We start from the raw sequence: 24,024 nt of genomic DNA, 5'->3' as shown, positions 1-24,024 counted from the left end.
CCTTCCGAGGGTCCAGCCTGTCGAGCGCAGTGAGAACTTCTCATAGATCGCCCATCACGCGGGGCGCTTCCCCAAAGACCCGCGACCTCCGCGACCCTCGATGCAATCGGGAGGCCGCGATTGGCGCATACGTGAAAGACACGCTTTGACTCAATTCACCGACCTCGGCCTCGCCGCACCCTTGCTCAAGGCGCTGGCCGACGAAGGCTACACCACGCCCACGCCGATCCAGGCGCAGGCGATCCCCGGCGTGATGGCCGGCCGCGACCTGCAGGGCATCGCCCAGACCGGCACCGGCAAGACCGCCGCCTTCGCGCTCCCCATCCTCCACCGCCTGGCGCTGACCAAGAAGCAGCCGCCGCGCCGCGGTTGCCGCGTGCTGGTGCTCTCGCCGACCCGCGAGCTCGCCACCCAGATTGGCGAAAGCTTCAAGAACTACGGCAAGCACATCGGCGTCACCGTCGCGGTGGTGTTCGGCGGCGTGAAGTACGGCGGCCAGATGAAGGCCATGGCCAACGGCGTCGACGTGCTCGTCGCCACCCCGGGCCGCCTGCTCGACCACCTGGGCGAGAAGACCATCACCCTGGAAGGCGTCGAGACCTTCGTGCTCGACGAAGCCGACCAGATGCTGGACATGGGCTTCATCCTGCCGATCCGGCGGATCGTGAAGTTCCTGCCCAAGCAGCGCCAGAACCTGTTCTTCTCGGCCACCATGCCGACGGAGATCGGCAAGCTGGCCGGCGAACTGCTCAACCCCGACCCGCTGAAGGTCTCCGTGACCCCCTCGGCCACCACGGTCGAGCGGATCAACCAGCGCGTCCTGTTCGTCGAGCAGGCCCGCAAGCGCGCCCTGCTGGCCGAGCTGTTCGACGACGCCGGCTTCAAGCGGGTCATCGTCTTCACCCGCACCAAGCGCGGCGCTGACCGCGTGGCCCGCAGCCTGGAGCAGGTCGGCGTCGAAGCCGCCGCCATCCACGGCGACAAGAGCCAGGGCCAGCGCGAGCGCGCCCTGGCCGAATTCAAGGCCGGCAAGGTCCGCGCCCTGGTGGCCACCGACATCGCCGCCCGCGGCATCGACATCGACGCGGTCAGCCATGTCGTCCAGTTCGAGCTGCCGAACGTGCCGGAGGCCTACGTCCACCGGATCGGGCGGACCGCGCGGGCCGGCGCCGACGGCTCGGCCGTCGCCTTCTGCGCCGACGACGAGCGGAACCTGCTGCGCGACATCCAGAAGGTCACGCGCCAGACCATCCCCGCCTTCGACCGCCGCAACGACCGCCAGCTGGGCGCCGCCACGGCGGCGATGCCGGAACCGGCGGGCGTGAAGCCGGACCGTGTCGACACCCGCGGCTCGCAGCCCCACCGCGGCGAGCACGCGGCCAAGCGCAACCGCAACCACGGGAACGCCAAGCCGGGCCATCGTCATGAAGGCGCCCCGGCCCGCAGCAACGGCGGCGGCGGCGGCGGGGAGCGCCCCGCGGCCAAGCCGGCCTTCAAGGGCCCGCAACGCGGCGGCGGCAACCAGTCCTCCGGCCGCACAGGCGTCTGGTCGAACCGCTAAGACAGAGAGACTTCAATCCCGCGCCTTCTCCCCTCGTGGAGAAGGCGCGCGGATCAGCTGCGGTAGTCGCCGTTGATCTCGACGTAGCGCTTGGTCAGGTCGCAGGTCCACATGGTGGAGCTGGCGCGGCCGACGCCGACGTCCACCGTGACCTCCAGCTCCTTCTTCTTCATGTAGGCGCTCATCTTCGCCTCGTTGTAGGTGGCCGAGACGAGACCGTCCTGGGCGGCCCACAGGTCGCCGAACTTCACGCTCATGGAATCCCGGTCCACCGGCTCGTCGGCGCGGCCCACGGCCATGACGATGCGGCCCCAGTTGGCGTCCTCGCCGGCGAAGGCGGTCTTCACCAGCGGGCTTTCACAGATGGTGCGGGCGATCTTGCGGGCCGAGGCGGCGGTCTCCGCGCCGGTCACCGTGACCTTGATGAACTTGGTCGCGCCCTCCCCGTCGCGCACCAGCTGGTGGGCTAGGTCCATCAGCACGTGCTCCAGCTTGTCGCGGAAGTCGGCGAGGCGGCGGTCGCCCGCGCGGCTGATCTTCGGCGCGCCGGACTGGCCGGTGGCGAACAGCAGCAGGGTGTCGTTGGTCGAACGGTCGCCGTCCACCGTCACCGCGTTGAAGGTGTTGCGGGTGTAGAGGCTGACCAGGTTCTGCAGCGCCGCCGGCGAGATCGCCGCGTCGGTGACCACGAAGGCCAGCATGGTGGCCATGTCCGGCGCGATCATGCCGGAGCCCTTGCAGATGCCGCCGATCCGCACCGTCACCCCGTCGATGGTCGCCTCGGCGTAGGACCCCTTCGGGAAGGTGTCGGTGGTCATGATCGCCCGCGCCGCGCCGGCCCAACCGTCGGGGGTCAGCCGCTGCTCCACCTCGGGCAGGCGGTGGACGATCTTGGCGTCGTCCAGCAGCACCCCGATCACCCCGGTGGAAGCCACCATCACGTCGCGCTGGCGGCAGTCGAAGCGTTTGGCGGTCGCCGAGCACACCCGGCGCACCGCGTCGGCGCCCGGCCGGCCGGTGAAGGAATTGGCGCAGCCGGCGTTGACCACCAGGGCGCGGACGCCCTCGCCCTTGGTCATCTCAAGGTGCCGCTTGCACCAGTCGACCGGCGCCGACCCCACCCCGTGACGGGTGAACACCCCGGCGCAGCTCGCGCCCTCCGGGAAGCTCATCACCAGCAGGTCTTCGCGGTCGTACTTGTAGAATCCGGCCCGCCCGGTCGCCAGCTGCACGCCGGCGATCGGCGGCATCAGCGGGAACGGCACGGCCAGCGGCGACACCGGCATCGCGCCCTTGGCGGGCGCGGCCGGCGCCGGCGCGGCGGCGGGCTCGGAGAACTGCCGGGCCTGGCGGTCGGCGCGTTTCAGCGCGGCGCGCTTCAGGGCGCTGGCCAGCGGGTCGAAGGCGCGCTCCAGCGTCTGGCCCATCACTTCCACCGGTTTCGCAGCGGCTTCCAGCGCCTTGGCCGCCGGTTTCAGGCCGGCCACGGACTTCGTCGGCTTGCGGCTCATGGGCGTGCCCCCTGGGGTTTCAGTTGCGGACTCGGCGCCGCCAGCGCGGCTTTCGGCGCGTCGGCCGGCGGCTTCGGCGCATTGGCGTCGGCCTTGACCAACGTCTCGATCCTGGAACGGCTGCGAAGCTTCTCCAGCAGGTCGCGGATCTGGTCGTAGGTGAGGAAGCGCACGATCTGCGGCCGCGCGGCCTCCAGCGCGATCGGCTGCTCCAGCCGGCGGTCCTCGACCTTCACCAGCGCCCAGCCGCCATCGACCTGGAACGGCCCGACCACCTGGCCCGCCTTGGCGCCCCTGAGCGCCGTATCATAGGCCTCGGGCATGACGTCGGTGGTGAAATAGCCGAGGTCGCCGCCGTTGAACCGGGTGGCCGCGTCGGTCGAGCGCTCCATGGCCAGCGCCTCGAAGGAGGCCCCCGACGCCAGCAGCTTCTTCGCCTGCTCGGTCTCGGCCGCCGAGGGCAGCACGATCTGCCGGGCGCGAATCTCCTCGGAGCGCTTCGCGAGCTTCAGCTGCTCCTGGTAGAGGCCGCGGATGGCGTTGTCGTTGACCGCGTCGGACACCACGCTCTCCACCAGCATGTCGCCGAGGATCCGCTCGCGGGCCGCCGCCAGCCGGCGCTGGGCGACCGGGTCCTTGTCCAGCTTGCGCTTCAACGCTTCGGTGGCCAGCAGCTTCTGGTCCACCACCTCGTCCAGCACGCGGTGGAAGAGGTCGGAGGAGACCTCCAGCGGCTCGCCCTCGCCGATCAGCCCCTGGGCCACCGCCTCGCGTTTGACGTCGGAGGCCCACACGGTCTTGCCGTCGACCTTCGCCACCGCCTGGTCGCCGCGCTCGGGCGCGTGCTCCGCGCCGCCGCCGCGGCCGCAGGCGCCGAGCCCAAGCGCCAGCGTCAAAGCCAGGCCGGCCAGGCACGCGGAGCGGAAGGGCTTGTGGGCCGCCATTCAGATCATCCCAAAGCGGACGGGGGAGGCGCGCCGGGGCGCCGCCCGTCCCTAGCCATTTACAGCCCGGAGTGCAAAGGTCGCCCCAACCTGGAGGGGCCAGCACAAGGTCCCGGACGCCTATTGTTTGGGAGGATCATTTAAAATGCGCGAAGCAGTCATCGTCTCCTACGCCAGAACGGGTCTCGCAAAATCGGGCCGCGGCGGCTTCAACATGACGCCCACCGTCTCCATGGCGGCGCACGCCGTGCAGCACGCCGTGGACAAGGCCGGCGTCGAGAAGGACGCGGTCGAGGACTGCTATCTGGGCAATGTGGCGCACGGCGCCGGCAACCTCGGCCGCCAGGCCGCCCTGCTGGCGGGCCTGCCGATCACCACCTCCGGCGTGACCATCAACCGCTTCTGCTCCTCCGGCCTGCAGACCATCGCGGCGGCGGCCAACTACGTCCGCAACGACGGCGCCGGCGTCGTGGTGGCCGGCGGCGTGGAGTCGATCTCCATCCCCGGCGGCGGGGCCGGCGGCGCGGTCAACAACGACCCGCGCCTGACCGAGATGTACCCGGCGATCTTCATGCCGATGATCGACACCGCCGACATCGTCGCCGAGCGCTACAAGGTCAGCCGCGAGGCGCAGGACGAGTATTCCTACGAGTCCCAGCAGCGGATGGCCGCGGCCCAGCAGGCCGGCAAGTTCCGCGACGAGATCGTCCCGATGAAGACCAAGATGAAGCAGGTCAACAAGGAGACGAAGGAAGAGACCATCGTCGACTACGTGGTCGACCGCGACGAGTGCAACCGCCCCGACACCAACCTGGCCGGCCTGTCGAAGCTCGAGCCGGTGCGCGGGCCCGGCAAGTACATCACCGCCGGCAACGCCTCGCAGCTCTCCGACGGCGCCGCCGCCGTGGTGATCATGGAGGCCAAGGAGGCCGAGCGGCGCGGCCTGGAGCCCATGGGCCTGTTCAAGGGCTGGGCGGTCGCCGGCTGCGAGCCCGACGAGATGGGCATCGGCCCGGTGTTCGCGGTGCCGCGCCTCCTGGAGCGCCATGGGCTCAAGGTCAGCGACATCGACCTGTGGGAGCTCAACGAGGCTTTCGCCTCGCAGTGCCTCTATTCCCGCGACCGGCTGGGCATCGACCCGGAGAAATACAACGTCAACGGCGGCTCGATCGCCATCGGCCACCCGTTCGGCATGACCGGCGCCCGCCTGGCCGGGCACGTCCTGCAGGAAGGCAAGCGCCGCGGCGCCAAGAACGCCGTGGTCTCGATGTGCATCGGCGGCGGCATGGGCGCAGCGGGACTGTTCGAGGTCTTCTGAACGCGCATGAGCTCCCCCTCCTCCGCTCATCCCGGCGAAAGCCGGGACCCAAGCTGAGCTCCGGCCGGCGCGGAGGAGGGAATGAGCTTCTTCGTCTATATTCTGGCGAGCCGGCCCTATGGCACGCTCTACACCGGCAGCACCGACGATCTCGCGCGGCGGATCTATGAGCACCGCGAAAAAGTCCGACCGGGATTCACTTCCAAGTACGAGGTCACCAAGCTCGTCTGGTTCGAGACCTTCGAGCTTCGCGAGAACGCCTCCGCCGCGAACGCCGGATCAAGGAATGGCGCCGCAAGTGGAAGATTGAGTTGATCGAGGCTTCAAACCCACGCGGGCGAGACCTCTACGAGGACCTTAACAACCTCTTGGCGTTGTGAGCGGAAAGCCCAGCTTGGGTCCCGGCTTTCGCCGGGATGAGCGGATTTTGTTGATCGCTCGCGCAACCCCGCCGCGTTGACACTGGAGGGGGCGCTGCTTAAGTCTCGCGCGCCCTGAAAAGAGCGAGTTTTCCCGGCAGGCGAAGGACCGGACACGGCCGCCGCTGCCGCCCGCACCAACCGGACCTTCTCCCTTGAGCATCTTCCAACGGTTCTTCGGCTCTTCCAATGACCGTAAGGTCAAGGCCATGACGGCGCGGATCGGCAAGGTCAACGCCCTCGAGCCGAAAATGCAGGCGCTGTCCGACGCCGAGCTGCGCGGCAAGACCGAGGAGTTCCGCGGCCGCCTCGCCCAGGGGGCCAGCCTCGACGACCTGATGGAAGAGGCCTTCGCCGTCGTGCGCGAGGCCTCGCGGCGCGCCATCGGCCTGCGCCATTTCGACGTGCAGCTGGTCGGCGGCATGATCCTGCACCAGGGCGGCATCGCCGAGATGCGGACCGGCGAAGGCAAGACCCTGGTCGCCACCCTGCCGGTCTACCTGAACGCGCTCGCCGGCAAGGGCGTCCACGTCATCACCGTCAACGACTACCTGGCCCAGCGCGACAGCGAGTGGATGGGCCAGATCTACCGCTTCCTGGGCATGAGCGTCGGCGTGATCGTCCACGGCCTCAGCCAGGGCCAGCGGCATGACGCCTACGGTTCGGACATCACCTACGGCACCAACAACGAATTCGGCTTCGACTACCTGCGCGACAACTTGGTCTACGAGGCCGGGGAAATGGTCCAGCGCGGCCACAACTTCGCGATCGTCGACGAGGTGGACTCCATCCTCATCGACGAAGCCCGCACCCCGCTGATCATCTCCGGCCCGACCGAGGACCGCAGCGAGTTCTACAAGACCATCGACGTGGTCGTGAAAGAGCTGATCAAGGACGCGACGACCTTCGAGCACGACGAGAAGCAGAAGCAGGTCATCCTCACCGAGGACGGCGCCGAGCGCATCGAGGAGATCCTGCAGGAAGGCGGCCACTTGGCCGAGGATTCCGCCGGCCTCTACGACGCGGCCAACGTCTCGGTGGTGCACCACGTGAACCAGGCGCTGCGCGCCAACATCCTCTACCAGCGCGACAAGGACTACATCGTCCGCGCCGGCGAGGTGATCCTGATCGACGAGTTCACCGGCCGCATGATGCACGGCCGCCGCCTGTCCGAAGGCCTGCACCAGGCCATCGAGGCCAAGGAAGGCGCCGTCATCCAGCCCGAGAACCAGACCCTGGCCTCGGTGACCATCCAGAACTACTTCCGCCTCTATTCCAAGCTCTCGGGCATGACCGGCACGGCCGCCACCGAGGCCCAGGAATTCCTCGACATCTACAAGATGGACGTGGCCGAGATCCCGACCAACCGGCCGGTGACCCGCATCGACGACGACGACGAGGTCTATCGCACCTCCGCCGAGAAGAACCAGGCGATCATCGTGCAGATCGAGGACTGCTATCGGCGCGGCCAGCCGATCCTGGTCGGCACCGTCTCGATCGAGAAGTCCGAGCAGCTCTCCGAGATGCTCAAGGCCCACAAGTTCGAGATCGACGGCAAGAAGAAGACCGGCATCCCGCACAGCGTGCTGAACGCCCGCTACCACGAGCAGGAAGCCCTGATCGTCGCCGACGCCGGCATGCCGGGCGCGGTGACCATCGCCACCAACATGGCCGGCCGCGGCACCGACATCCAGCTGGGCGGCAACGTCGACATGCGCGTCGCCAAGTGGCGCGACGAGCAGCGCGGACTGGGTATCGAGGTCACGCCGGAGATGGCGGTCGCCCGCAAGGGCGAGATCGAAGCCGAGATCAAGGACTCCAAGGAGCAGTCGCTGGCCGCCGGCGGCCTCTTCGTGCTCGGCACCGAGCGCCACGAAAGCCGGCGAATCGACAACCAGCTGCGCGGCCGGACCGGCCGTCAGGGCGACCCCGGCCACTCCAAGTTCTTCCTCTCCTGCGAGGACGACCTGCTGCGCATCTTCGCCGGCGAGCGGCTGGACTCGATCATGCGCACCTTCGGCGTCCAGGAAGGCGAGGCGATCACCCACCGCTGGCTGAACGCCGCCATCCAGAAGGCCCAGACCCGCGTCGAGCAGCGCAACTACGAGATCCGCAAGAACCTGCTCAAGTACGACGACGTGGTGAACGACCAGCGCAAGGCGGTGTTCGAGCAGCGCGCGGAGTTCATGACCGCCACCGATCTCTCGGAGATCATCCGCGAGATGCGCCTCGACACCATCGAGGACTTCGTCTCCCGCCACCTGCCGCCGAAGGCCTACGCCGAGCAGTGGGATATCGACGGCCTCGACGCCCACGTGCGCGAGTGGCTGGGCCTGGAACTGCCGATCCGCGAATGGGCGGCCGAAGACGGCATCGCCAACGAGGAGATCGAGCAGCGGATCGTGGCCGCCGCCGACGCCCGCGCCGCCGAGCGCGAGGAGCAGGTGGGCGACCACATGCGCACCGTGGAGAAGAGCTTCCTGCTGCAAATGATCGACCTGCAGTGGCGCGAGCACCTCATGCACCTCGACCACCTGCGCAACGTCATCGGCCTGCGCGGCTACGGCCAGCGCGATCCGCTGCAGGAGTACAAGACCGAGGCCTTCTCGCTGTTCGAGAAGCTGCTGACCGACCTGCGCCAGAACGTGACCCGCTGGCTGATGACCGTGGAGTTCCAGTTCGAGGAGCCGCCGCAGCCGCCGCCGGGCCAGTACTTCGAGGTCCACATGGACCCGCTGAGCGGCGAGAACGCCGCGCAGATGGGCCTGCTGCCCGACGGCATTCCGGCCGACCAGCGCGAGGCCTTGCCGGTCGCCGCCCTGCCGCAAGGCTGGGAGGACACCGGCCGCAACGCCCCCTGCCCGTGCGGCTCAGGCAAGAAGTTCAAGCACTGCCACGGCGCCCTGGTCTGATCTGACCTGGGCTCGGGTGCGAAGACGGGGACCGACTCCGCGTCAGAAGCTGACCCAGTTGCCGTGGAAGCCGAACGGCACGCGGCGCGGCAGCTGGGCGACCGCGACCGGCCCCTTGGCCACGTCCTGGGCTTCGAACACCAGGAGGTCGCTGCGGTTCTCGCCCGCCCGCCAGACCACCGCCGTAACCCAGCCGTCGCCTTCGGGCGCATCGGCGGTGCGCGGCGTAAACACCGGCTCCGAGGTCAGGTCGCCGCCGGTCAGCTCGTAGACCTGCCGACGGCCGGTCGCGAAGTCGAGGTGGGCGATCGCCGACTGCTTGATGGTCTTGCCGTTGGTCGGGTCGGCGGCATACCAGCCGTGGCGATAGGCGCGCGTCGCGAACCGCTCGTCCAGCCTGGGGAACTCGCCGTCGAGGTCGTCGATCGGCTCCTCGCGGATCGCGTCGCTCGCTCCGGAGAGGTCGAAGGTCCAGCGCACCAGCCGCGCAGCGGACTTCTCGCCCGGCGAGCCGTCGGCCTTGGGGAACAGCGGCGCCTGGTCGTAGCGCATGACGTCGGCATAGAGCTTTCCGTCCGCCTCCCAGGCGTTCATCGGATGGAAGACGTAGCAGGCCCCGGTGTTGAACCAGCGGATGGTCGAGACGTCGGCGTCGCGCCGCATGACCCCCACGAAGCTGCCCTTTTCCGGCTCCCAGGCGAACGGCGGCAGGCCGCGCATCGCCCGCTCCAGGCTGCCGGTCAGCGGCAGGACGGGGAACAGCACATGGTTCTCGGTGACCATGAAGTCGTGGACCATGGAGGCGAAGGGCGCCTGGAAGTCGTCGCGCCGCACCACCTGGCCCGTGGCGTCGGTCACGCCGTAGCTCATTCCGGCCGACAGCGGCGCGTCGCCGACGCCATAGCCGAACCAGACCATCTCGCCCGTCGCCGGGTCGATCTTCGGGTGCGCCGTGGTGCGCCCGCGGTAGGCCTGCACGTAGCCGACCGAATCCAGGGTGTCGGGCGCCATCTCGAAGGGCGCGTGGCCCTCCTCCAGCGCCATCAGCCGGCCAGCGTGCCAGACGATGTTGGTGTTCGCCACGCCGGAGTCCTGGCCCATGACGGCCGGATCGGTGGTCATGGGGTTGCCGAAGGTCCCGAACAGCGAGCGGCCCGCGGCGTGCTCCAGCTCCCATCTCGGGGTGCGGACATAGCGGTTGCGATAGGTCGCCTTGCCGTCCGCCAGGTAGAAGCCGTGCACCATGCCGTCGCCGGCGAACCAGTGGTGGTTGGGATCCCGCGGCTCGAACTGCGGATTGGGCCCGATGCGATAGAGGGCGCCGCGCAGACCCGCGGGGATTTCCCCCGTCACGGTCAGGTCCAGGTCGTCCTCGCTCCGCACCGGCGCGAAGTTGCCGGCCAGATAGGCATTGAGGCGTGCGTCACCGTCCATGTCGCTTCTCCATAGAGAATTACAATGTAAATTTATTGCGTAAGATGTAACGAATGGCAAGGTCCTTCTTTTCCGCGTACGAGCTGCCATGCCCCGCGTCCTTTCTGATTCCGACGTCGCCGATTTCCGTGAGCGCCTGTGCGAGGCGGCGGAGCGATTGTTCGCCGAAAAGGGGCCCGACGCGGTGACCATGCGACAGCTGGCGTCCGAGCTGGGCGTCTCGCCGATGACGCCCTACCGCTATTTCAAGGACAAGGACGACATCCTGGCGGCGGTGCGCGCCAACGGCTTCGACCGCTTTGCAGAGTCGCTCGAGACCGCCAGGGCGTCGGCGACGGGCGGACGGGCCAAGGGCGCCGCCGTCGGCGAGGCCTACATCGATTTCGCGTTCGAGCATCCGCACACCTACAAGCTCATGTTCGACCTGAACCAGCCGCACGAGAAGGACTATCCGGAGCTGGTCCGCGCCGGCCTGCGCGCCCGCGAGACCATGAGCGCCTGGGTGAAGGACCTGGCCGCCGAAGGGGTGATGACCGGCGACCCGGTGCAGATCGGCGCGATGTTCTGGGCTGCAGCGCATGGCGCGATCGTGCTGGAGCTGGCGGGAAAGCTGCCGCACGGCGCGGCGCGGTCGCTGCACCACATGATCAACACCACCCTTGCGCGGGGCCTCGCGTCGGGGGGTTGACGGCCGCGGCGGCAAGCGCCGCAGGCTCTGCCAGTATCGGGGAGCCAAGATGAGCGAGATCATTCCGTTCGAGGTGAGCTGGGACGCCGCCGAGGTCGAGGCGGTGCTGGATCGCGTCCGCTCCTACCCGTGGCCGCCGGCGCCGGACGTCGCCGACGGTTGGGCCTATGGTTGCGACGCGAGCTATCTGAAGGCGCTCTGCGCCCACTGGACAGACGGCTACGACTGGGGCGCCGCGGTGGCCGACCTCAACCGGTTCCCGCAGTTCACGGCCCGCGTCGAGGACTTCGACCTGCACTTCGTGCACGTGATCGGCGAGGCCGGCGGCCGGCGGCCGCTGATCGTCACCCACGGCTGGCCAGGCTCGCACTACGAATTCTGGCAGGCGATCGAGAAGCTGGCCTTCCCCAGCCGGTTCGGCGGCCAGGCCGCCGACGCCTTCGACCTGGTGATCCCGTCCCTGCCCGGCTTCGGCTTCTCGTCGAAGCCGACGCGTCCAATCGGCCAGCGGACCACCGCGCGGCTGTTCAACACCCTGATGACGCAGGTGCTCGGCTACGACCGCTACCTGGCGCAGGGCGGCGACTGGGGCGGCCTGGTGACCTCGTGGCTCGGGCATGACCACGGCGCGCACGCCCGCGCCATCCATCTGAACATGATCGGCTTTCGGCCCTTCGGCAGCCCGCAGGACGAGGCGGAGGTCGCCTGGATCCGGCGCCAGCAGGGCATGATGGACGTTCTGGGGGCCTACTTCCGCCTGCAGGCGTCGAAGCCGCAGTCGCTGGCCTGGCTGGGGGCCGGCAATCCGGTCGGCCAGGCGGCCTGGATCGCCGAGCGGTTCCACGACTGGTCGGACCTGCGCGCCAAGTCGATGGACGAGGCCTATCCGAAGGACCGGCTGCTCACCAACATCATGATCTACGTGATGACCGGCGCCTTCACCACCGGGGCCTGGTACTATCGCGGCCTGCTCGAAGAGGGCGGCGTGGCCTTCAAGGAGGGCGAGCGCTGCGAGACGCCGACCGCCTTCGCCAACTTCCCCGGCGAGCCACTCTACATGGCCCCGCCGCGATCCTGGGCGGAGCGCGCCTACAACATCGCCCGTTGGACGGAGATGCCGCGGGGCGGGCATTTCGCGGCGATGGAGGAGCCGGATCTCTTCGTGGACGAGGTGCGCGCTTGGGCTAAAGACGCGGGATGACGTCACGCTACGATTTCGCCTCCGACAACACCGCCCCCGCCGCGCCCGAAGCGCTCGAAGCGCTGGTCGCCGCCAACACCGGCTTCACCTCCGGCTATGGGACAGATCCGGTCACCGCGCACGCCGCCGACCTGGTCCGCGAGTTGCTCGACGCCGACGCGGAGGTGCGGTTCGTGGCCTCCGGCACGGCGGCCAACGCGCTTTCGCTGGCGGCGCTCTGCCGGCCGTTCGAGGCGGTGCTGGCCCATGAGCACGCCCACGTTTGCACCGACGAGACGGGGGCGCCGGGCTTCTTCGGCCAGGGCCTGGGGCTGATCCGGCTGCCGGGCGCCTCCGGGCGGATCGAGCCCGCCGCGCTGGAGGCGGCGCTGGCCGTTCCGGACTTCTCCCACCGCCAGTCCGCGGCCGCCCTGTCGCTGACCAACACCACCGAGTACGGCACGCTCTATAGCGCCGGGGCGCTGGAGGCGCTGATCGCGCCGGTGAAGGCCAGGGGCTATGGCGTCCACCTGGACGGCGCCCGGTTGGCCAATGCCGCGGCGGCCGGTTTCGACCTGAAGGCCATCAAGACCCTGGGCGTCGACCTGCTGGTGGTCGGCGGCACCAAGGCCGGCATGCCGCCCACCGAGGCGGTGGTGATCTTCGACCGCGCGCTGGCCCGCCGGTTCGACGCCCGCCTGAAGCAGGCCGGCCAGCTGCCCTCCAAAGGCCGGTTCTACGCGGCCCCGTTCATCGGCATGCTCGGCGCCGGCGCCTTCGTCCGCCATGCCGCCCACGCCAACGCCATGGCCCGCAAGCTCGCAGAGCTCATGCCGTTCCCGGTAAGCCACCCGGTGGAGGCCAACGGCGTCTTCGTCGACATGGACGACGTCACCCTGGCGCGCCTGCACGCCGAGGGCTGGTTCGTCTACCGGTTCCTCGACGGTTCGGTCCGCTTCATGTGCTCCTGGGCGACCACCCCGGACGCCGTCGAATCGCTCGGCGAGGTCCTAAGCCGCCTGAGCTGATCCTGCCCCTCAGGCCGACTGCAGGGCGCGGCGGCCGAGCATCCGGCCGAGCCGGCCTTCGATGATCTCCTCGGCCTCGCGCACGATACGGCCCACCAGCTCGGCGCAGGTCGGGACGTCGTGGATCAGGCCCTGCACCTGGCCGGCCGACCAGATGCCGGCGTCGTTGTCGCCGACCTCGTAGACGTTGCGGCCGCGGCTGCCGGCCACCAGCTCGCGGACGTCCTCGAACTTCGCGCCCTCGCGTTCCAGCGCCACGACCTGCTGGCTGATGGCGTTCTTCGCCACCCGGCTGGTGTTGTGCATGGTGCGGAAGATCAGGTCGGTGGCGCGCTCGTCGTTCTCGACGATCTGGCGCTTGATGTTCTCGTGGATCGGGCTCTCCACCGTGCACATGAAGCGGGTGCCCATGTTCACCCCGTCGGCCCCCAGCGCCAGGGCGGCCACCAGGCCGCGGGCGTCGCCGAAGCCGCCGGAGGCGATCATCGGAATCTTCACCTTGTCGGCCGCCGCCGGGATCAGGATCAGGCCGGGGACATCGTCCTCGCCCGGGTGTCCGGCGCACTCGAAGCCGTCGATGGAGATGCCGTCGACGCCCATCCGTTCGGCCGACAGCGCATGGCGCACGGAGGTGCATTTGTGCAGCACCTTGACCCCGTGCTTCCTGAATTCGGCGACGTGCTCCACCGGCTTGTTGCCGGCGGTCTCGACGATCTTGACGCCCGCCTCGATGATCGCCTGGCGGTATTCGGCGTAGGGCGGCGGCTTGATGGCCGGCAGGATGGTCAGGTTCACGCCGAACGGCTTGTCGGTCAGCGACCGGCAGCGGGCGATCTCCTCGGTGAGCTTCTCAGGCGTCGGCTGGGTGAGCGCGGTGATGAAGCCCAGGGCGCCGGCGTTGGCGACGGCGGCCACCAGCTCCGCGCGGCCGACCCACTGCATCCCGCCCTGCACGATCGGATGCTCGATACCGAAGGTCTCGGTGAACCGGGTCTTGAGCGCCATGGGGCGTTCCTCCAAACAGCTGTTTGGACGACACTCAACGCTCGGACCTTGCGTCAGGCAAGCCGCGGTTATTGCAGGCCGGAGCGGCCGATCGCGTAGAATCGTTCGGAACGGCGCTTGCGCAGTTCCTGCGGGCTGAGGCCGTCCAGGCCCGCCAACTCCTCGTCCAGCGCGTCGGCGACCGTCTTCATGGCGGCCTCGGGATCGGAGTGGGCGCCGCCGGCCGGCTCGGGCACGATACGGTCCACCACCTTGGTGGCCAGCAGGTCCTGGGCGGTGATCTTCATGGCCTTGGCGGCGTCGGCCGCCGTGCGTCCGCCGCGCCAGAGGATGGAGTTGGCCCCTTCCGGCGCGATCACCGAATACATGGAATGCTCGAGGATCAGCACCCGGTTGGCCCCCGCGATGGCGATCGCCCCGCCGGATCCGCCTTCGCCGGTGATGATCGCCACGTTGGGCACGCCCAGCATCAGGCATTTCTCGGTCGAGCGCGCGATCGCCTCGGCCACGCCGCGCTCCTCCGAGGCGACGCCCGGGTAGGCGCCGGCGGTATCGACGAAGGTGACCACCGGCAGGTTGAAGCGCTCGGCCATCTCCATCAGCCGGATCGCCTTTCGGTAGCCCTCGGGCCGCGCGTAGCCGAAGTTGTGCTTCACCCGGGTGACGGTGTCGCGGCCCTTCTCGTGGCCCATGACCACCACTGGGCGGCCGCGGAAACGGCCCAACCCGCCCATGATCGCTTGGTCGTCGCCAAACGACCGGTCGCCGCGCAACTCGACGAACTCGTCGATAAGCGCGCCCACGTAGTCGATGAAGTGCGGCCGGTCGGGATGGCGCGCTACCTGGGTCTTCTGCCAGGCGTCGAGCTTGGAATAGGCGTCGCGGCGCATTTCCTGGGCGCGGGCGCGCAGCGCCTCGATCTCGGCGTCGAAGGCGCCGGGGCCCGCCGTCTCGGAAAGCTTCGACAGCTCCTCGATCTTGGCTTCGAGGTCGGCGATCGGGCGCTCGAACTCGAGGTAGTGGACGGCCATTCGAGGATTCGCTTCCTGGTCGTTCGCGGAGCGGCGGAAATTAGGCGCGAAGGCTCAAGCTCACAAGAGCGGCGAACACCTCACTCCTCCCAGGTGCAACTACAGAACGTCGATTGACGTTTGTTAGCGCGAGGTCGAGCCGGGCCCGTTTCCGTTCGGGGGACCGGAGGCAAGCCGGCGCGTCTTCGTGATGATGCGCGGTTCCGCCGAGACACGGGCGCCCGCGTGTCCGAGGAGAAACGGAGCAATTTCTATGAACGCCCCCCTGAAGATCGCCCTAGCCTCGACGCTGGCGCTCGCCACCGCCGCGCCGGCTTTCGCCCAGTACTACCAGCCGGGTCCGCAATACCAGCCGAGTCCGGAATACCAGCCGACCCAGCAATACCAGCGTGACATGGACCGCTACCAGAACGACCGGGCGGCCTATGAGGCCAACCGCGGCGACTATGACGCAGCCCGCCGCGACTACGATCGCCGCCGCGCCGATTGGGAACGGGCCCGCGCCGACTACGACGCCCGCTACGGCTACGGCGCCTACGTCCGCGCCTATGGTCCGCAGCCGGTGTGGGACACCACGCGCTGGGGACCCTATGACGCCCCCGCCGCCGGCTACTACGGCCGCGACACCGCCTACACCAATGGCGCCGGCTGCCGGCCGAACAACAACTCGGCCGTGACCGCCGGCCTGATCGGCGCCCTGGCCGGCGCGGCCCTGGGCTCCAACGTCGCGGGCCGAGGCGTCCGCACCGAGGGCGCAGTCCTCGGCGGCGTCGTGGGCGCCGGCATCGGCGCGGCCGTGGGCCATGCCAACGACAAGTACAAGTGCGACGCCCGCGGGCCCTACATCGCCTACAACGACACGATCCCGTATCGCGAGGCGTCCGGCTACGGCTCAGGCCGCTACAGCTACTATGCGCGTCAGCGGTGCCGCCTGGCCCCGGCCCCGGTCGACGCCGACGGCCGCGACTACCGCTACGTCCGGGTCTGCCCGGATGCGGACGGCCGGTATCGTTTCACCGGCTGATCCGACCTGAGAACCTGATCGAGGAAGCCGCGCCCCCGGGCGCGGCTTCTTTTTTGCCCCTCAGCGCTTCTTCGACAGCGGATGGCGGTTCTGCACCACCTCTCGCAGGCGGTCGCCGGCCACGTGGGTGTAGATCTGGGTGGTGGCGATGTCGGCGTGGCCCAGCAGGGTCTGCACCACCCGCAGGTCGGCGCCGCCTTCCAGCAGGTGGGTGGCGAAGGCGTGGCGCAGCACGTGAGGGCTCACCCGCGCCGGATCGATGCCGGCGTCGGCCGCCGCCTCGTCGAGCAGCTGCGCGAAGCGGCGCGGCGTCAGCCGGCCGCCCTTGCCGCGCGACGGGAACAGCCAGGGGTTGGCCTTGTCGCCCTTGGGCAGGAAGCCCGGCCGGACCTCCAGATAGGCCTTCACCGCCGCGCGGGACGCCTCGTTGAGGGGCGCCAGCCGCTCCTTGCCGCCCTTGCCCTTGACGATCAGATAGGCGGGATCGCGGGCCAGGACCGCCAGCGTCAGCCCGGTGAGCTCCGAAATCCGCAGGCCGGAGGCGTAGGCCAGCTCCACCATGCAGCCGAGCCGCAGCCCCTGCGCGCCGTCCTTGGCGCCGGCCGCGGCGATCAGCCGGTTCATCTCCTCGCGGCTGAGGACGTTCGGCAGCGCGCGGCCCTTCTTCGGCGCCTCCACCCGGCGGACCGGATCGTCCTTGCGCCAGCCCTCCCCGAGCACGAAGCGGTAGAACTGCCGCACCGCCGCGCGCCGCCGCGCCGCCGTCGCGGGAGACAGGCCGCGGGCGCCGAGGGCGGCGAAATAGGCTTCCACGTCCTCCGCCGCGGCGTCAGCGAGATCGCGGCCGCGGGCGGCCAGGAAGGCGGCGGCGTCGCCGAGGTCGCGGGCGTAGGCGGTCAGCGTGTTCTTCGCCGCCGCCCGCTCGACGGACATCATCTCCAGGAAAGCCTCGGCCCAGGCGGCGCCCTGGCCGCTCATTTCAACGCCAGCAGGCCTTCGACCGCGAAGGCGCGGGCGTCGGCCTCCAGGCCGGCGGCGCGCAAGGCGCCGACGAGGCGCGCGCGATCGCCGACCGCGGGTCCCGCGGCGCCGGCGTCGGCGCAGGTCCACAGCGCCAGCAGGGCCGTCTCGCCCATCTGTTTCTCCTGCGCCGCGGCCTCAAGCGCGAAATTGCGGCCGGCGGGCGCCTTGCCGTCCGGGACCGACAGGGCGGCGATCCGGCTCCGCGCCTCCGTCCCCGGCACGCCGACCAGGGCCGCGGTCAGCAGGGCCACGGCCTCGGCCCTCGGCCTGGCTTTGGCGTCCGCATGGGCCGCGGCGTCGAGCAGGCGATCCACGACGCCGGCGGCCGGCGCCTGGCCGGCGATGAGCGCCCGGACCGTGGCCGACAGGTCGTCGTCGCCGGGCGGGGACGGCCAGGCGGGTTCGGCCGGGTCCGCAACGGCCAGGGCTGCGGCCACCGCGGGCGCAGGCTTGGCGGCGGCGAGGTCGAGCCCGAGACTGCGCGACAGGGCGTAGTCGAGCCCGTTGCGCAGCGAGGCGGCGCCGGGACTGCCCGCGCCGGCCAGCTTGGCCGCCATGAGCCGCGCGAACACCGGGTCCTTGGCCTGCGCCTGGGCGAGTTCGAAGGTCAGCTGCGCCTGGTCGGCATGGCCGCCGATCGCCTGGCAGTAGGTGCGCAGCCGCAGCCAGTAGACGTCGTCGCGGCCGACGGTGAGGGCTTCCTCCGCTGCGCAGGCGCGGGCGTCGTCGCCGGCCAGCAGGGCGCTCTCCGCGGCGGCGCGGGAAAGCTCGGCGCTGCGGTCCAGGCCAGGCGCCCGGGCGAGGATGGCGGCGGCGGCCTTGGGGTCGCCGAGCGCGATCAGCGCGTCGGCGCGGGCGGCGGCCAGCGCGGGGTCGGCGCCCGCGCCCTTGGGGCCCGGCGCGCCGGTGGCCAGGACCCGCCGGGCGAGCGCGGCGGCGGCCGGCGACAGCGGTTTGTGCGCCAGCAGCGGCAGGACGGTCTGCGCGGTCGCCAGCGAGGCGCCCTGCCAGAGCGTCGGCGGCAGGCCGGTGTTCCGCCCGGCGGTGGTGAAGGCGTCGGGCGCGGCCAGCGGCGTCACCTCGACGGCCTGGGCGCCCGCAGCGGCGGGGATGGCGAACAGCGCCAGGGCGGCGACGAAGGCAGGGAAGCGTGACATGGCCTGAGCATACGCAACCGCAGATGTTGGCGCGAGGGCGCGGGCTCGTGTAAGCCTGCGCCGTTCATGGACCGCTATGCACCGTTGCGCCGACGCACCATCGCCCTCGTGGGCCTCATGGGGGTCGGCAAGTCGAGCGTGGGCCGCAGGCTGGCCAACGCGCTGGACCTGCCGTTCCGCGACGCCGACACCGAGGTCGAGACCGCGGCCGGCCGGTCGATCGCCGACATCTTCGCCGACCTGGGCGAGCCCGCCTTCCGCGAGGGTGAGCGGCGGGTGATCGCGCGGCTGCTGGACCAGCCGCCGCACGTGCTGGCCACCGGCGGCGGCGCCTTCATGCATGAAGAGACCCGCAGCCTGATCAAGTCCAAGGCGCTTTCGGTCTGGCTGAAGACCGACCTCGACGTGCTGGCGCGCCGGGTGGGGCGCAAGGAAACCCGTCCGCTGCTGGCCGGCAAGGAGCCCATGGACGTGCTGCGGGCCCAGGCCGACGTCCGCTATCCCCTCTACGCCCAGGCCGACGTGATGGTCGAAACCGGCGACGCGGCCCATCACGTGACCGTCGACCAGGTGATCCGCGCGCTGTGCGACTATCTGCAGGAGCAGCCGCAATGAGCCGCCAGGTTCCCGTCGGGCTGGGCGAGCGCGCCTATGAGGTGGTGATCGGCCCCGGGCTGATCGCCGAGGCGGGCCGCCGCATCGCCCCGTTCCTGAGCCGCCAACGCGTGGCGGTGGTCAGCGACGCCACCGTGTGGGGCCTGCACGGCGCGGCCCTGACGGCGTCGCTGGCCGCCGCCGGCGTCACCGCCTCCCCGATCGTCGTTCCCCCCGGCGAGCAGACCAAGAGCTTCGAGGGCCTGGCCGAGGTCATCGACCGGCTGCTGGCGCTGGAGCTCGACCGCGGCGACGTGGTGGTGGCGTTCGGCGGCGGCGTGGTCGGCGACCTGGCCGGGTTCGCGGCGGCCATCTACAAGCGCGGGGTCGATTTCGTGCAGATCCCCACCACCCTGCTGGCCCAGGTGGATTCCTCGGTCGGCGGCAAGACGGCGATCGACACCGCCCGCGGCAAGAACCTGGTGGGCGCCTTCCACCAGCCCCGCCTGGTGCTGGCCGACCTCGACATGCTGGCCACCCTGCCCGACCGCGAGATGCGCGCCGGCTATGCCGAGGTGATCAAGTACGGCCTGCTGGGCGACTTCGCCTTCTTCGAATGGCTGGAGGCCAATGGCGACAAGGTGCTGGCGCGCGAGCCCGGGGCCCTGCTTCACGCCGTCGCGCGTTCCGTGGAGATGAAGGCCGAAATCGTCGCCGAAGACGAGAAGGAGCAGGGCCGCCGCGCGCTGCTGAACCTCGGCCACACCTTCGGCCACGCCCTGGAGTCGGAGACTGGCTACGGCGAGGCGCTGCTGCACGGCGAGGCGGTGGCCGCCGGCCAGGCGCTGGCGTTCCGCTTCTCCGCCGCCCAGGGCCTCTGCTCCGCCCAGGATTCCACCCGCGCCGAGGCGGCGATCGCCGCCGCCGGCCTGCCGACCCGGCTGGACCAGGTGACCGGCGCGCCGTTCGTCGCCGAGCGGCTGGTCCGCCACATGGGCCAGGACAAGAAGGCCGAGGCCGGACGCCTCACCTTCATCCTCGCCCGCGCCCTGGGCGACGCCTTCGTGGCCAAGCAGGTCGACGCCGCCGCCGTCACCGACTTCCTGATCGCCGAAGGAGCCTCCTGATGGGAGCGATCCTGGCGCTCGCGCCGATCGTCTTCGGCCTGCTGGCGATCTCGGCGCTGTTCTCCGCCGCCGAGACCTCGCTCACCGGCGCGAGCCGGGCGCGCATGCACCAGCTGGAGCGGGAGGGCGACCGCGCCGCCCGGCGGGTGAACCGCCTGCTGACCGATCAGGAGACGATGATCGGGGCGGTGCTGCTGGGCAACAACCTGATCAACATCCTGGCCTCGGCGCTGGCCACCCAGGTGCTGACCCGGGCCATCCCCGGCGCCTGGGGCGTGGCCGCGGCCACGGCGATCATGACCGTGCTGGTCCTGGTGTTCGCCGAGGTGCTGCCGAAGACGCTGGCGATCCTGCGCTCCGACGACGTGGCGCGCTTCCTGTCCGGCCCGACCCTGCTGGTGGTGCGGCTGTTCGGGCCGATCATCTACACGATCCAGTGGGTGGTCCGGAAAACCCTCGGCCTGTTCGGGGTCCGGCTGGGGATGGAGATGGACGTGCTCGCCGCCCACGAGGAGATCCGCGGCGCGGTGGAATACCACCACTCCGAAGGCCTGGTGGAGACCCGCGACCGCTGGATGCTGGGCGGGGTGCTCGACCTGGCGGAGATGGACGTCAGCGAGGTCATGGTCCACCGCAAGGCGATCGCCATGATCGACGGCGACCTGAGCCCCCGGGAGATCGTCGCCGCGGCGCTGGAGAGCGCCCACACCCGCCTGCCGATCTATCGCAACGAGCCGGAGAACATCGTCGGCGTCCTGCACGCCAAGGACCTGTTGCAGGCGCTGGCCGACGCGGACGGCCGGATGGACGATCTCGACGTGCAGTCGATCATCCGCCCGCCCTGGTTCATCCCCGAGACCACCAGCCTGAAGGACCAGCTCGCCGCCTTCCTGAAGCGCCAGACGCACTTTTCCCTGGTGGTGGACGAGTACGGCGCCCTGCAGGGACTGGTGACCCTCGAGGATATCCTCGAGGAGATCGTCGGCGAGATCGAGGACGAGCACGACGTGGTCGTCCCCGGCGTCCGCCCCGGGCCCGAGGGCTCGGTGATCGTCGACGGCTCGGTGACCATCCGCGACCTCAACCGGGCGATGAACTGGGACCTGCCGGACGACGAGGCGGTGACGGTCGCCGGCCTGCTGATCCACGAGGCCCAGCGCATTCCCGAGGTCGGCCAGAGCTTCACCTTCCACAAGCACCAGTTCCGGGTGCTGGAGCGCAAGCGCAACCAGATCACCGTCCTGCAGATCTCCGGGCCCGCGCCGGTCCGCGACTGAACCGCCGCACCGGCCGGCAAAGATCAAGCGCCGCCGCAGAAATTCCCCCAGCTACGCTTGACGCCAGGCGGCAAAAAACGATCTCGTCGGGAACCTCCGAGGGCCGGACGTCGTTAGTGAAGCTTGATCCGATCGGGGGATCGTCCGACCCATGACCATCGCCGAGGCCGTCGCAAGCGACGGTGAATCGACCGCGGACTTGAAGGCCCGGCTCGCCGCGATGCAACGCGTGCTGGCGGAGGAGACCCGCCGGGCCGACGCGTTGAACCGGATCGCTGCAGCGATCGGGGAAGGCGGCGACCTGCAAGGTGTCGTCCAGGCCGTCGTGGACGGCGGCGTCGAACTGTCCGGCGCCCAGTTCGGCGCGTTCTTCTACAACCTGATCGACGCCAAGGGTGAGAGCTACACGCTCTACGTCCTGTCCGGCGCGCCGCGCTCGGCGTTCGAACGTTTCCCCATGCCCCGCAACACCGCGATCTTCCGCCCGACCTTCGTCGGCGAGGGCGTGGTGCGTTCCGATGACATCACCAAAGACCCCCGCTACGGCAAGAGCGGGCCCCATTTCGGCATGCCCAAGGGGCACCTGCCGGTGCGCTCCTATCTGGCCGCCTCGGTGGTGTCGCGGTCGGGCGAGGTGCTGGGCGGCCTGTTTTTCGGCCACCCCGACGCCGGCGCCTTCCCCGAGCGGCTGGAGCCGTTGATGGCCGGGCTGGCGGCGCAGGCGGCCGTGGCGATCGACAACGTCCGGCTGAACGACGCCGCGCGCCGCGAGATCGAGGAACGCCATCGCGCCGAGGCGGCGCTGGCCGATAGCGAAGAACGCTTCCGGCTGATCGCCGACACCATCCCGATCCTCTGCTGGATGGCCGACGCGGACGGCCGCATCGCCTGGTACAATCGGCGCTGGTACGAATACACGGGAACCTCGCCCGCCGAGATGGAGGGCCGCGGCTGGCGTTGGGCCCACGATCCGGCCCTGCTCCCCGAGGTGCAGCAGCAGTGGGCCCGGTCGATGGCGACCGGCGAGCCCTGTGAACTGGTGTTCCCGCTGCGCCGCGCCGACGGCGTCTATCGGCCCTTCCTGACCCGGCTCGAGCCGACCCGCGACAGCAGCGGCCAGGTGGTGCGCTGGTTCGGCGTCAGCATGGATGTCGGCGCCGAGCAGGCCGCCCGCGAGCGCCTGCTGTTCGCCCTGGACGCCGGTCGGCTGGGCTCCTGGGAGCTCGACGTCGAGACCCGCGCCTATGAGGCCTCCGACATCTGCAAGGCGAACTACGGCCGCCCGCCCGACGTCGAGTTCGGATTCGACGACCTGATCGCCTCCATCGTGCCGGAGGATCGCGACCGGATGCGGACGGCCATCGAGACGGCGATCCGGACCGGGGCGGAGTACGACATCGAATACCGCGTGCTGCATCCCTCCGGCGAGGTCCGCTGGGTGCACGCGCGCGGCCGGGCCGCCCAGACCGCGGACCACGGCGGCGTACGGCGGATGGCCGGGGTCTCCCTGGACGTGACCGAGCGCAAGCTCGCCGAGGAACGTCAGCGGCTGCTGCTGAACGAGCTGAACCACCGGGTGAAGAACACCCTGGCCACCGTCCAGTCGATCGCCTCGCAGACCCTGCGCAGCACCGGCGACATGCCCCGGTTCCGCGACGCCTTCGAGGCGCGGCTGATGGCCCTGTCGCAGACCCACAACCTGCTCACCGACCAGAACTGGGAGGCGGCCAGCCTGCACGACATCCTGCGGCTGGAGCTGATGCCCCATGCGGGAGGCCGCGAAGGCGGCGGGTCGCGGTTCCTGCTGGAATCCGACCGCGACATCCGCCTCAATCCGAAAGCCGCAGTGGCCCTGGGCATGGCGGTGCACGAACTGGCGACCAACGCGGTGAAGTACGGCGCGCTCTCGCGCGCGACCGGCAGGGTGGCGGTGCGGACTTGCGTAACAGGTTCGGACTCCGGGCCCACACTCGTCGTAGAGTGGACGGAATCCGGCGGCCCGCCGGTGAGTCCGCCCAGACGGCGCGGCTTTGGCGGCCGTGTCCTGGAACAAGGCCTGGCCGGCGAACTGAATGGCGAGGTTGAACTTGACTACCGCCCGGAAGGCCTGTCTTGCCGGATGAAATTGCCGATGCACGCCCTGGAGCCCAAAGAATGAACAACAAGCTGGACGGCCTGCGCGTCTTGGTGGTCGAGGACGAGATGATGGTCTCGATGCTGATCGAGGACATGCTCGGCGATCTGGGGTGTACGGTGGTCGGGCCCGCGTCGCGGCTCGACGAAGCGCTGGAGCTCGCGCGGACCGGGGACCTCGACTGCGCGGTGCTGGACGTCAATCTGGCGGGCCAGCCGATCTTTCCCGTCGCCGACCTGCTGCGCGCCAAGGGCGCGCCGTTCGCCTTCGCCACCGGCTATGGCGACGCGGGGCTGCGGGATGTCGACAAGGGGTCGCCCGTTCTCCAGAAGCCGTTCCGCGAGGGGGACCTGGCGCGCGTGCTGGGCGAGCTGCGCGCCGCCGTCGGCTAGAGGTAGCTGAAGGCGCGGAGCGACCAGTCGTTCATCAGCAGCGCCAGCGACCCTGCCAGCGCGACCAGCGGCAGAAGCAGTTTCATATCCCGTCTCCTCGATCTCCTGCTCTTAGGACGATTGAGATATGCCGAATTCGACATCGAACTAGCGGCTATTTGCGCAGAACAGCTATGCGAGAATGGAAACGCCGCGCCCCGCGCCCCTTCAGGCGCGGCGTTGACCCGAACGGCCCGCGTCCCGATAGTCGCCCCGGGCGGAGGAG

Annotated in this window: 20 protein-coding genes; 13 read left to right on the top strand and 7 right to left on the bottom strand. The window is 70.0% G+C overall.

Annotation, left to right across the window (positions count from 1 at the left end; genetic code table 11):
- Positions 1-145: 145 nt before the first annotated feature.
- Entirely contained in the window at positions 146-1,561 is a 1,416-nt protein-coding gene (locus DJ021_RS11825; RefSeq protein WP_111457736.1) for a DEAD/DEAH box helicase, read from the top strand.
- A 53-nt stretch (positions 1,562-1,614) separates the two neighbouring features.
- On the opposite strand, the gene argJ is transcribed toward DJ021_RS11825, so the two are convergent.
- Both argJ and DJ021_RS11815 read right to left on the bottom strand, forming a co-directional pair.
- On the bottom strand, positions 1,615-3,072 hold the full coding sequence (argJ, locus tag DJ021_RS11820) for a bifunctional glutamate N-acetyltransferase/amino-acid acetyltransferase ArgJ (RefSeq protein ID WP_424443783.1): 1,458 nt from the start codon (positions 3,070-3,072) through the stop codon (positions 1,615-1,617).
- Complete coding sequence (locus DJ021_RS11815; RefSeq protein WP_111457735.1) at positions 3,069-4,016, bottom strand: peptidylprolyl isomerase; 948 nt, start codon at positions 4,014-4,016, stop codon at positions 3,069-3,071. The genes argJ and DJ021_RS11815 overlap by 4 nt, the downstream gene beginning before the upstream one ends.
- A gap of 145 nt (positions 4,017-4,161) precedes the next feature.
- Between DJ021_RS11815 and DJ021_RS11810 the strand changes: the two genes are divergently transcribed.
- The 3 genes from DJ021_RS11810 (at position 4,162) to secA (ending at position 8,665) form a co-directional block, all read left to right on the top strand.
- Positions 4,162-5,334, top strand: a complete 1,173-nt coding sequence (locus tag DJ021_RS11810; protein ID WP_111457734.1) for an acetyl-CoA C-acyltransferase — start codon at positions 4,162-4,164, stop codon at positions 5,332-5,334.
- 81 nt (positions 5,335-5,415) lie between these two features.
- Positions 5,416-5,649 carry a GIY-YIG nuclease family protein gene (locus tag DJ021_RS11805; protein ID WP_424443780.1) on the top strand — a complete coding sequence of 78 codons (234 nt, stop codon included), beginning with the start codon at positions 5,416-5,418 and terminating at the stop codon, positions 5,647-5,649.
- A gap of 313 nt (positions 5,650-5,962) precedes the next feature.
- Positions 5,963-8,665 carry a preprotein translocase subunit SecA gene (gene secA, locus DJ021_RS11800; RefSeq protein WP_243626140.1) on the top strand — a complete coding sequence of 901 codons (2,703 nt, stop codon included), beginning with the start codon at positions 5,963-5,965 and terminating at the stop codon, positions 8,663-8,665.
- A 42-nt stretch (positions 8,666-8,707) separates the two neighbouring features.
- Here the strand turns inward: secA and DJ021_RS11795 are convergent, their stop codons facing one another.
- On the bottom strand, positions 8,708-10,099 hold the full coding sequence (locus DJ021_RS11795) for a carotenoid oxygenase family protein (RefSeq protein WP_111457732.1): 1,392 nt from the start codon (positions 10,097-10,099) through the stop codon (positions 8,708-8,710).
- 88 nt (positions 10,100-10,187) lie between these two features.
- Between DJ021_RS11795 and DJ021_RS11790 the strand changes: the two genes are divergently transcribed.
- Genes DJ021_RS11790 through DJ021_RS11780 form a run of 3 tightly spaced genes read left to right on the top strand, consistent with a single transcriptional unit; the run spans position 10,188 to position 12,995 of the window.
- Positions 10,188-10,787, top strand: coding sequence for a TetR/AcrR family transcriptional regulator (locus DJ021_RS11790; RefSeq protein WP_111457731.1), 600 nt, complete (start codon positions 10,188-10,190; stop codon positions 10,785-10,787).
- Positions 10,788-10,836: 49 nt separating this feature from the next.
- A complete protein-coding gene (locus tag DJ021_RS11785) occupies positions 10,837-11,988 on the top strand; it encodes an epoxide hydrolase family protein (protein ID WP_111457730.1) in 1,152 nt (383 codons plus the stop codon).
- The gene (locus DJ021_RS11780; protein ID WP_111457729.1) at positions 11,985-12,995 is read left to right on the top strand and encodes a beta-eliminating lyase-related protein; all 1,011 of its coding nucleotides are present in this window, start codon (positions 11,985-11,987) and stop codon (positions 12,993-12,995) included. Before DJ021_RS11785 ends, DJ021_RS11780 begins: the two co-directional genes overlap by 4 nt.
- Positions 12,996-13,004: 9 nt before the next feature.
- Here DJ021_RS11780 and DJ021_RS11775 read toward each other — a convergent pair whose 3' ends face one another.
- A complete protein-coding gene (locus DJ021_RS11775) occupies positions 13,005-14,000 on the bottom strand; it encodes an NAD(P)H-dependent flavin oxidoreductase (RefSeq protein ID WP_111457728.1) in 996 nt (331 codons plus the stop codon).
- Between the two features lie 68 nt (positions 14,001-14,068).
- Positions 14,069-15,031, bottom strand: coding sequence for an acetyl-CoA carboxylase carboxyltransferase subunit alpha (locus DJ021_RS11770; protein ID WP_111457727.1), 963 nt, complete (start codon positions 15,029-15,031; stop codon positions 14,069-14,071).
- 253 nt (positions 15,032-15,284) lie between these two features.
- Here DJ021_RS11770 and DJ021_RS11765 point away from each other — a divergent pair, with 253 nt between their 5' ends.
- The gene (locus tag DJ021_RS11765; RefSeq protein WP_111457726.1) at positions 15,285-16,055 is read left to right on the top strand and encodes a glycine zipper domain-containing protein; all 771 of its coding nucleotides are present in this window, start codon (positions 15,285-15,287) and stop codon (positions 16,053-16,055) included.
- Positions 16,056-16,115: 60 nt separating this feature from the next.
- Here the strand turns inward: DJ021_RS11765 and DJ021_RS11760 are convergent, their stop codons facing one another.
- Both DJ021_RS11760 and DJ021_RS11755 read right to left on the bottom strand, forming a co-directional pair.
- Positions 16,116-17,033, bottom strand: a complete 918-nt coding sequence (locus DJ021_RS11760) for a site-specific tyrosine recombinase XerD (RefSeq protein WP_111457725.1) — start codon at positions 17,031-17,033, stop codon at positions 16,116-16,118.
- Positions 17,030-18,235, bottom strand: a complete 1,206-nt coding sequence (locus tag DJ021_RS11755) for a hypothetical protein (protein ID WP_111457724.1) — start codon at positions 18,233-18,235, stop codon at positions 17,030-17,032. Before DJ021_RS11755 ends, DJ021_RS11760 begins: the two co-directional genes overlap by 4 nt.
- A 66-nt stretch (positions 18,236-18,301) precedes the next feature.
- Here DJ021_RS11755 and DJ021_RS11750 point away from each other — a divergent pair, with 66 nt between their 5' ends.
- From DJ021_RS11750 to DJ021_RS11730, 5 genes are all read left to right on the top strand, one after another.
- Positions 18,302-18,850: a shikimate kinase gene (locus DJ021_RS11750; protein WP_111457723.1), complete on the top strand. Its 549-nt coding sequence runs from the start codon at positions 18,302-18,304 to the stop codon at positions 18,848-18,850.
- A complete protein-coding gene (aroB, locus tag DJ021_RS11745) occupies positions 18,847-19,956 on the top strand; it encodes a 3-dehydroquinate synthase (protein WP_111457722.1) in 1,110 nt (369 codons plus the stop codon). Before DJ021_RS11750 ends, aroB begins: the two co-directional genes overlap by 4 nt.
- A complete protein-coding gene (locus DJ021_RS11740) occupies positions 19,956-21,233 on the top strand; it encodes an HlyC/CorC family transporter (RefSeq protein WP_111457721.1) in 1,278 nt (425 codons plus the stop codon). The genes aroB and DJ021_RS11740 overlap by 1 nt, the downstream gene beginning before the upstream one ends.
- A gap of 151 nt (positions 21,234-21,384) precedes the next feature.
- Positions 21,385-23,391 carry a PAS domain-containing protein gene (locus DJ021_RS11735; RefSeq protein WP_111457720.1) on the top strand — a complete coding sequence of 669 codons (2,007 nt, stop codon included), beginning with the start codon at positions 21,385-21,387 and terminating at the stop codon, positions 23,389-23,391.
- Positions 23,388-23,759, top strand: a complete 372-nt coding sequence (locus DJ021_RS11730; protein WP_111457719.1) for a response regulator — start codon at positions 23,388-23,390, stop codon at positions 23,757-23,759. Before DJ021_RS11735 ends, DJ021_RS11730 begins: the two co-directional genes overlap by 4 nt.
- Positions 23,760-24,024 lie beyond the last annotated feature (265 nt).

Origin of the sequence: Phenylobacterium hankyongense (genome assembly GCF_003254505.1) — a bacterium.
GTDB lineage: Bacteria > Pseudomonadota > Alphaproteobacteria > Caulobacterales > Caulobacteraceae > Phenylobacterium > Phenylobacterium hankyongense.
Note: the sequence above shows the minus strand (reverse complement) of the source record. Positions and strands in the feature narration are given on the sequence as shown.

Coding starts and splice junctions, on each gene's coding strand:
- argJ (WP_424443783.1), bottom strand. CDS start 3,072: ATGAGCCGCAAGCCGACGAAGTCCGTGGCCGGCCTGAAACCGGCGGCC.
- DJ021_RS11815 (WP_111457735.1), bottom strand. CDS start 4,016: ATGGCGGCCCACAAGCCCTTCCGCTCCGCGTGCCTGGCCGGCCTGGCT.
- DJ021_RS11810 (WP_111457734.1), top strand. CDS start 4,162: ATGCGCGAAGCAGTCATCGTCTCCTACGCCAGAACGGGTCTCGCAAAA.
- DJ021_RS11805 (WP_424443780.1), top strand. CDS start 5,416: ATGAGCTTCTTCGTCTATATTCTGGCGAGCCGGCCCTATGGCACGCTC.
- secA (WP_243626140.1), top strand. CDS start 5,963: ATGACGGCGCGGATCGGCAAGGTCAACGCCCTCGAGCCGAAAATGCAG.
- DJ021_RS11795 (WP_111457732.1), bottom strand. CDS start 10,099: ATGGACGGTGACGCACGCCTCAATGCCTATCTGGCCGGCAACTTCGCG.
- DJ021_RS11790 (WP_111457731.1), top strand. CDS start 10,188: ATGCCCCGCGTCCTTTCTGATTCCGACGTCGCCGATTTCCGTGAGCGC.
- DJ021_RS11785 (WP_111457730.1), top strand. CDS start 10,837: ATGAGCGAGATCATTCCGTTCGAGGTGAGCTGGGACGCCGCCGAGGTC.
- DJ021_RS11780 (WP_111457729.1), top strand. CDS start 11,985: ATGACGTCACGCTACGATTTCGCCTCCGACAACACCGCCCCCGCCGCG.
- DJ021_RS11775 (WP_111457728.1), bottom strand. CDS start 14,000: ATGGCGCTCAAGACCCGGTTCACCGAGACCTTCGGTATCGAGCATCCG.
- DJ021_RS11770 (WP_111457727.1), bottom strand. CDS start 15,031: ATGGCCGTCCACTACCTCGAGTTCGAGCGCCCGATCGCCGACCTCGAA.
- DJ021_RS11765 (WP_111457726.1), top strand. CDS start 15,285: ATGAACGCCCCCCTGAAGATCGCCCTAGCCTCGACGCTGGCGCTCGCC.
- DJ021_RS11760 (WP_111457725.1), bottom strand. CDS start 17,033: ATGAGCGGCCAGGGCGCCGCCTGGGCCGAGGCTTTCCTGGAGATGATG.
- DJ021_RS11755 (WP_111457724.1), bottom strand. CDS start 18,235: ATGTCACGCTTCCCTGCCTTCGTCGCCGCCCTGGCGCTGTTCGCCATC.
- DJ021_RS11750 (WP_111457723.1), top strand. CDS start 18,302: ATGGACCGCTATGCACCGTTGCGCCGACGCACCATCGCCCTCGTGGGC.
- aroB (WP_111457722.1), top strand. CDS start 18,847: ATGAGCCGCCAGGTTCCCGTCGGGCTGGGCGAGCGCGCCTATGAGGTG.
- DJ021_RS11740 (WP_111457721.1), top strand. CDS start 19,956: ATGGGAGCGATCCTGGCGCTCGCGCCGATCGTCTTCGGCCTGCTGGCG.
- DJ021_RS11735 (WP_111457720.1), top strand. CDS start 21,385: ATGACCATCGCCGAGGCCGTCGCAAGCGACGGTGAATCGACCGCGGAC.
- DJ021_RS11730 (WP_111457719.1), top strand. CDS start 23,388: ATGAACAACAAGCTGGACGGCCTGCGCGTCTTGGTGGTCGAGGACGAG.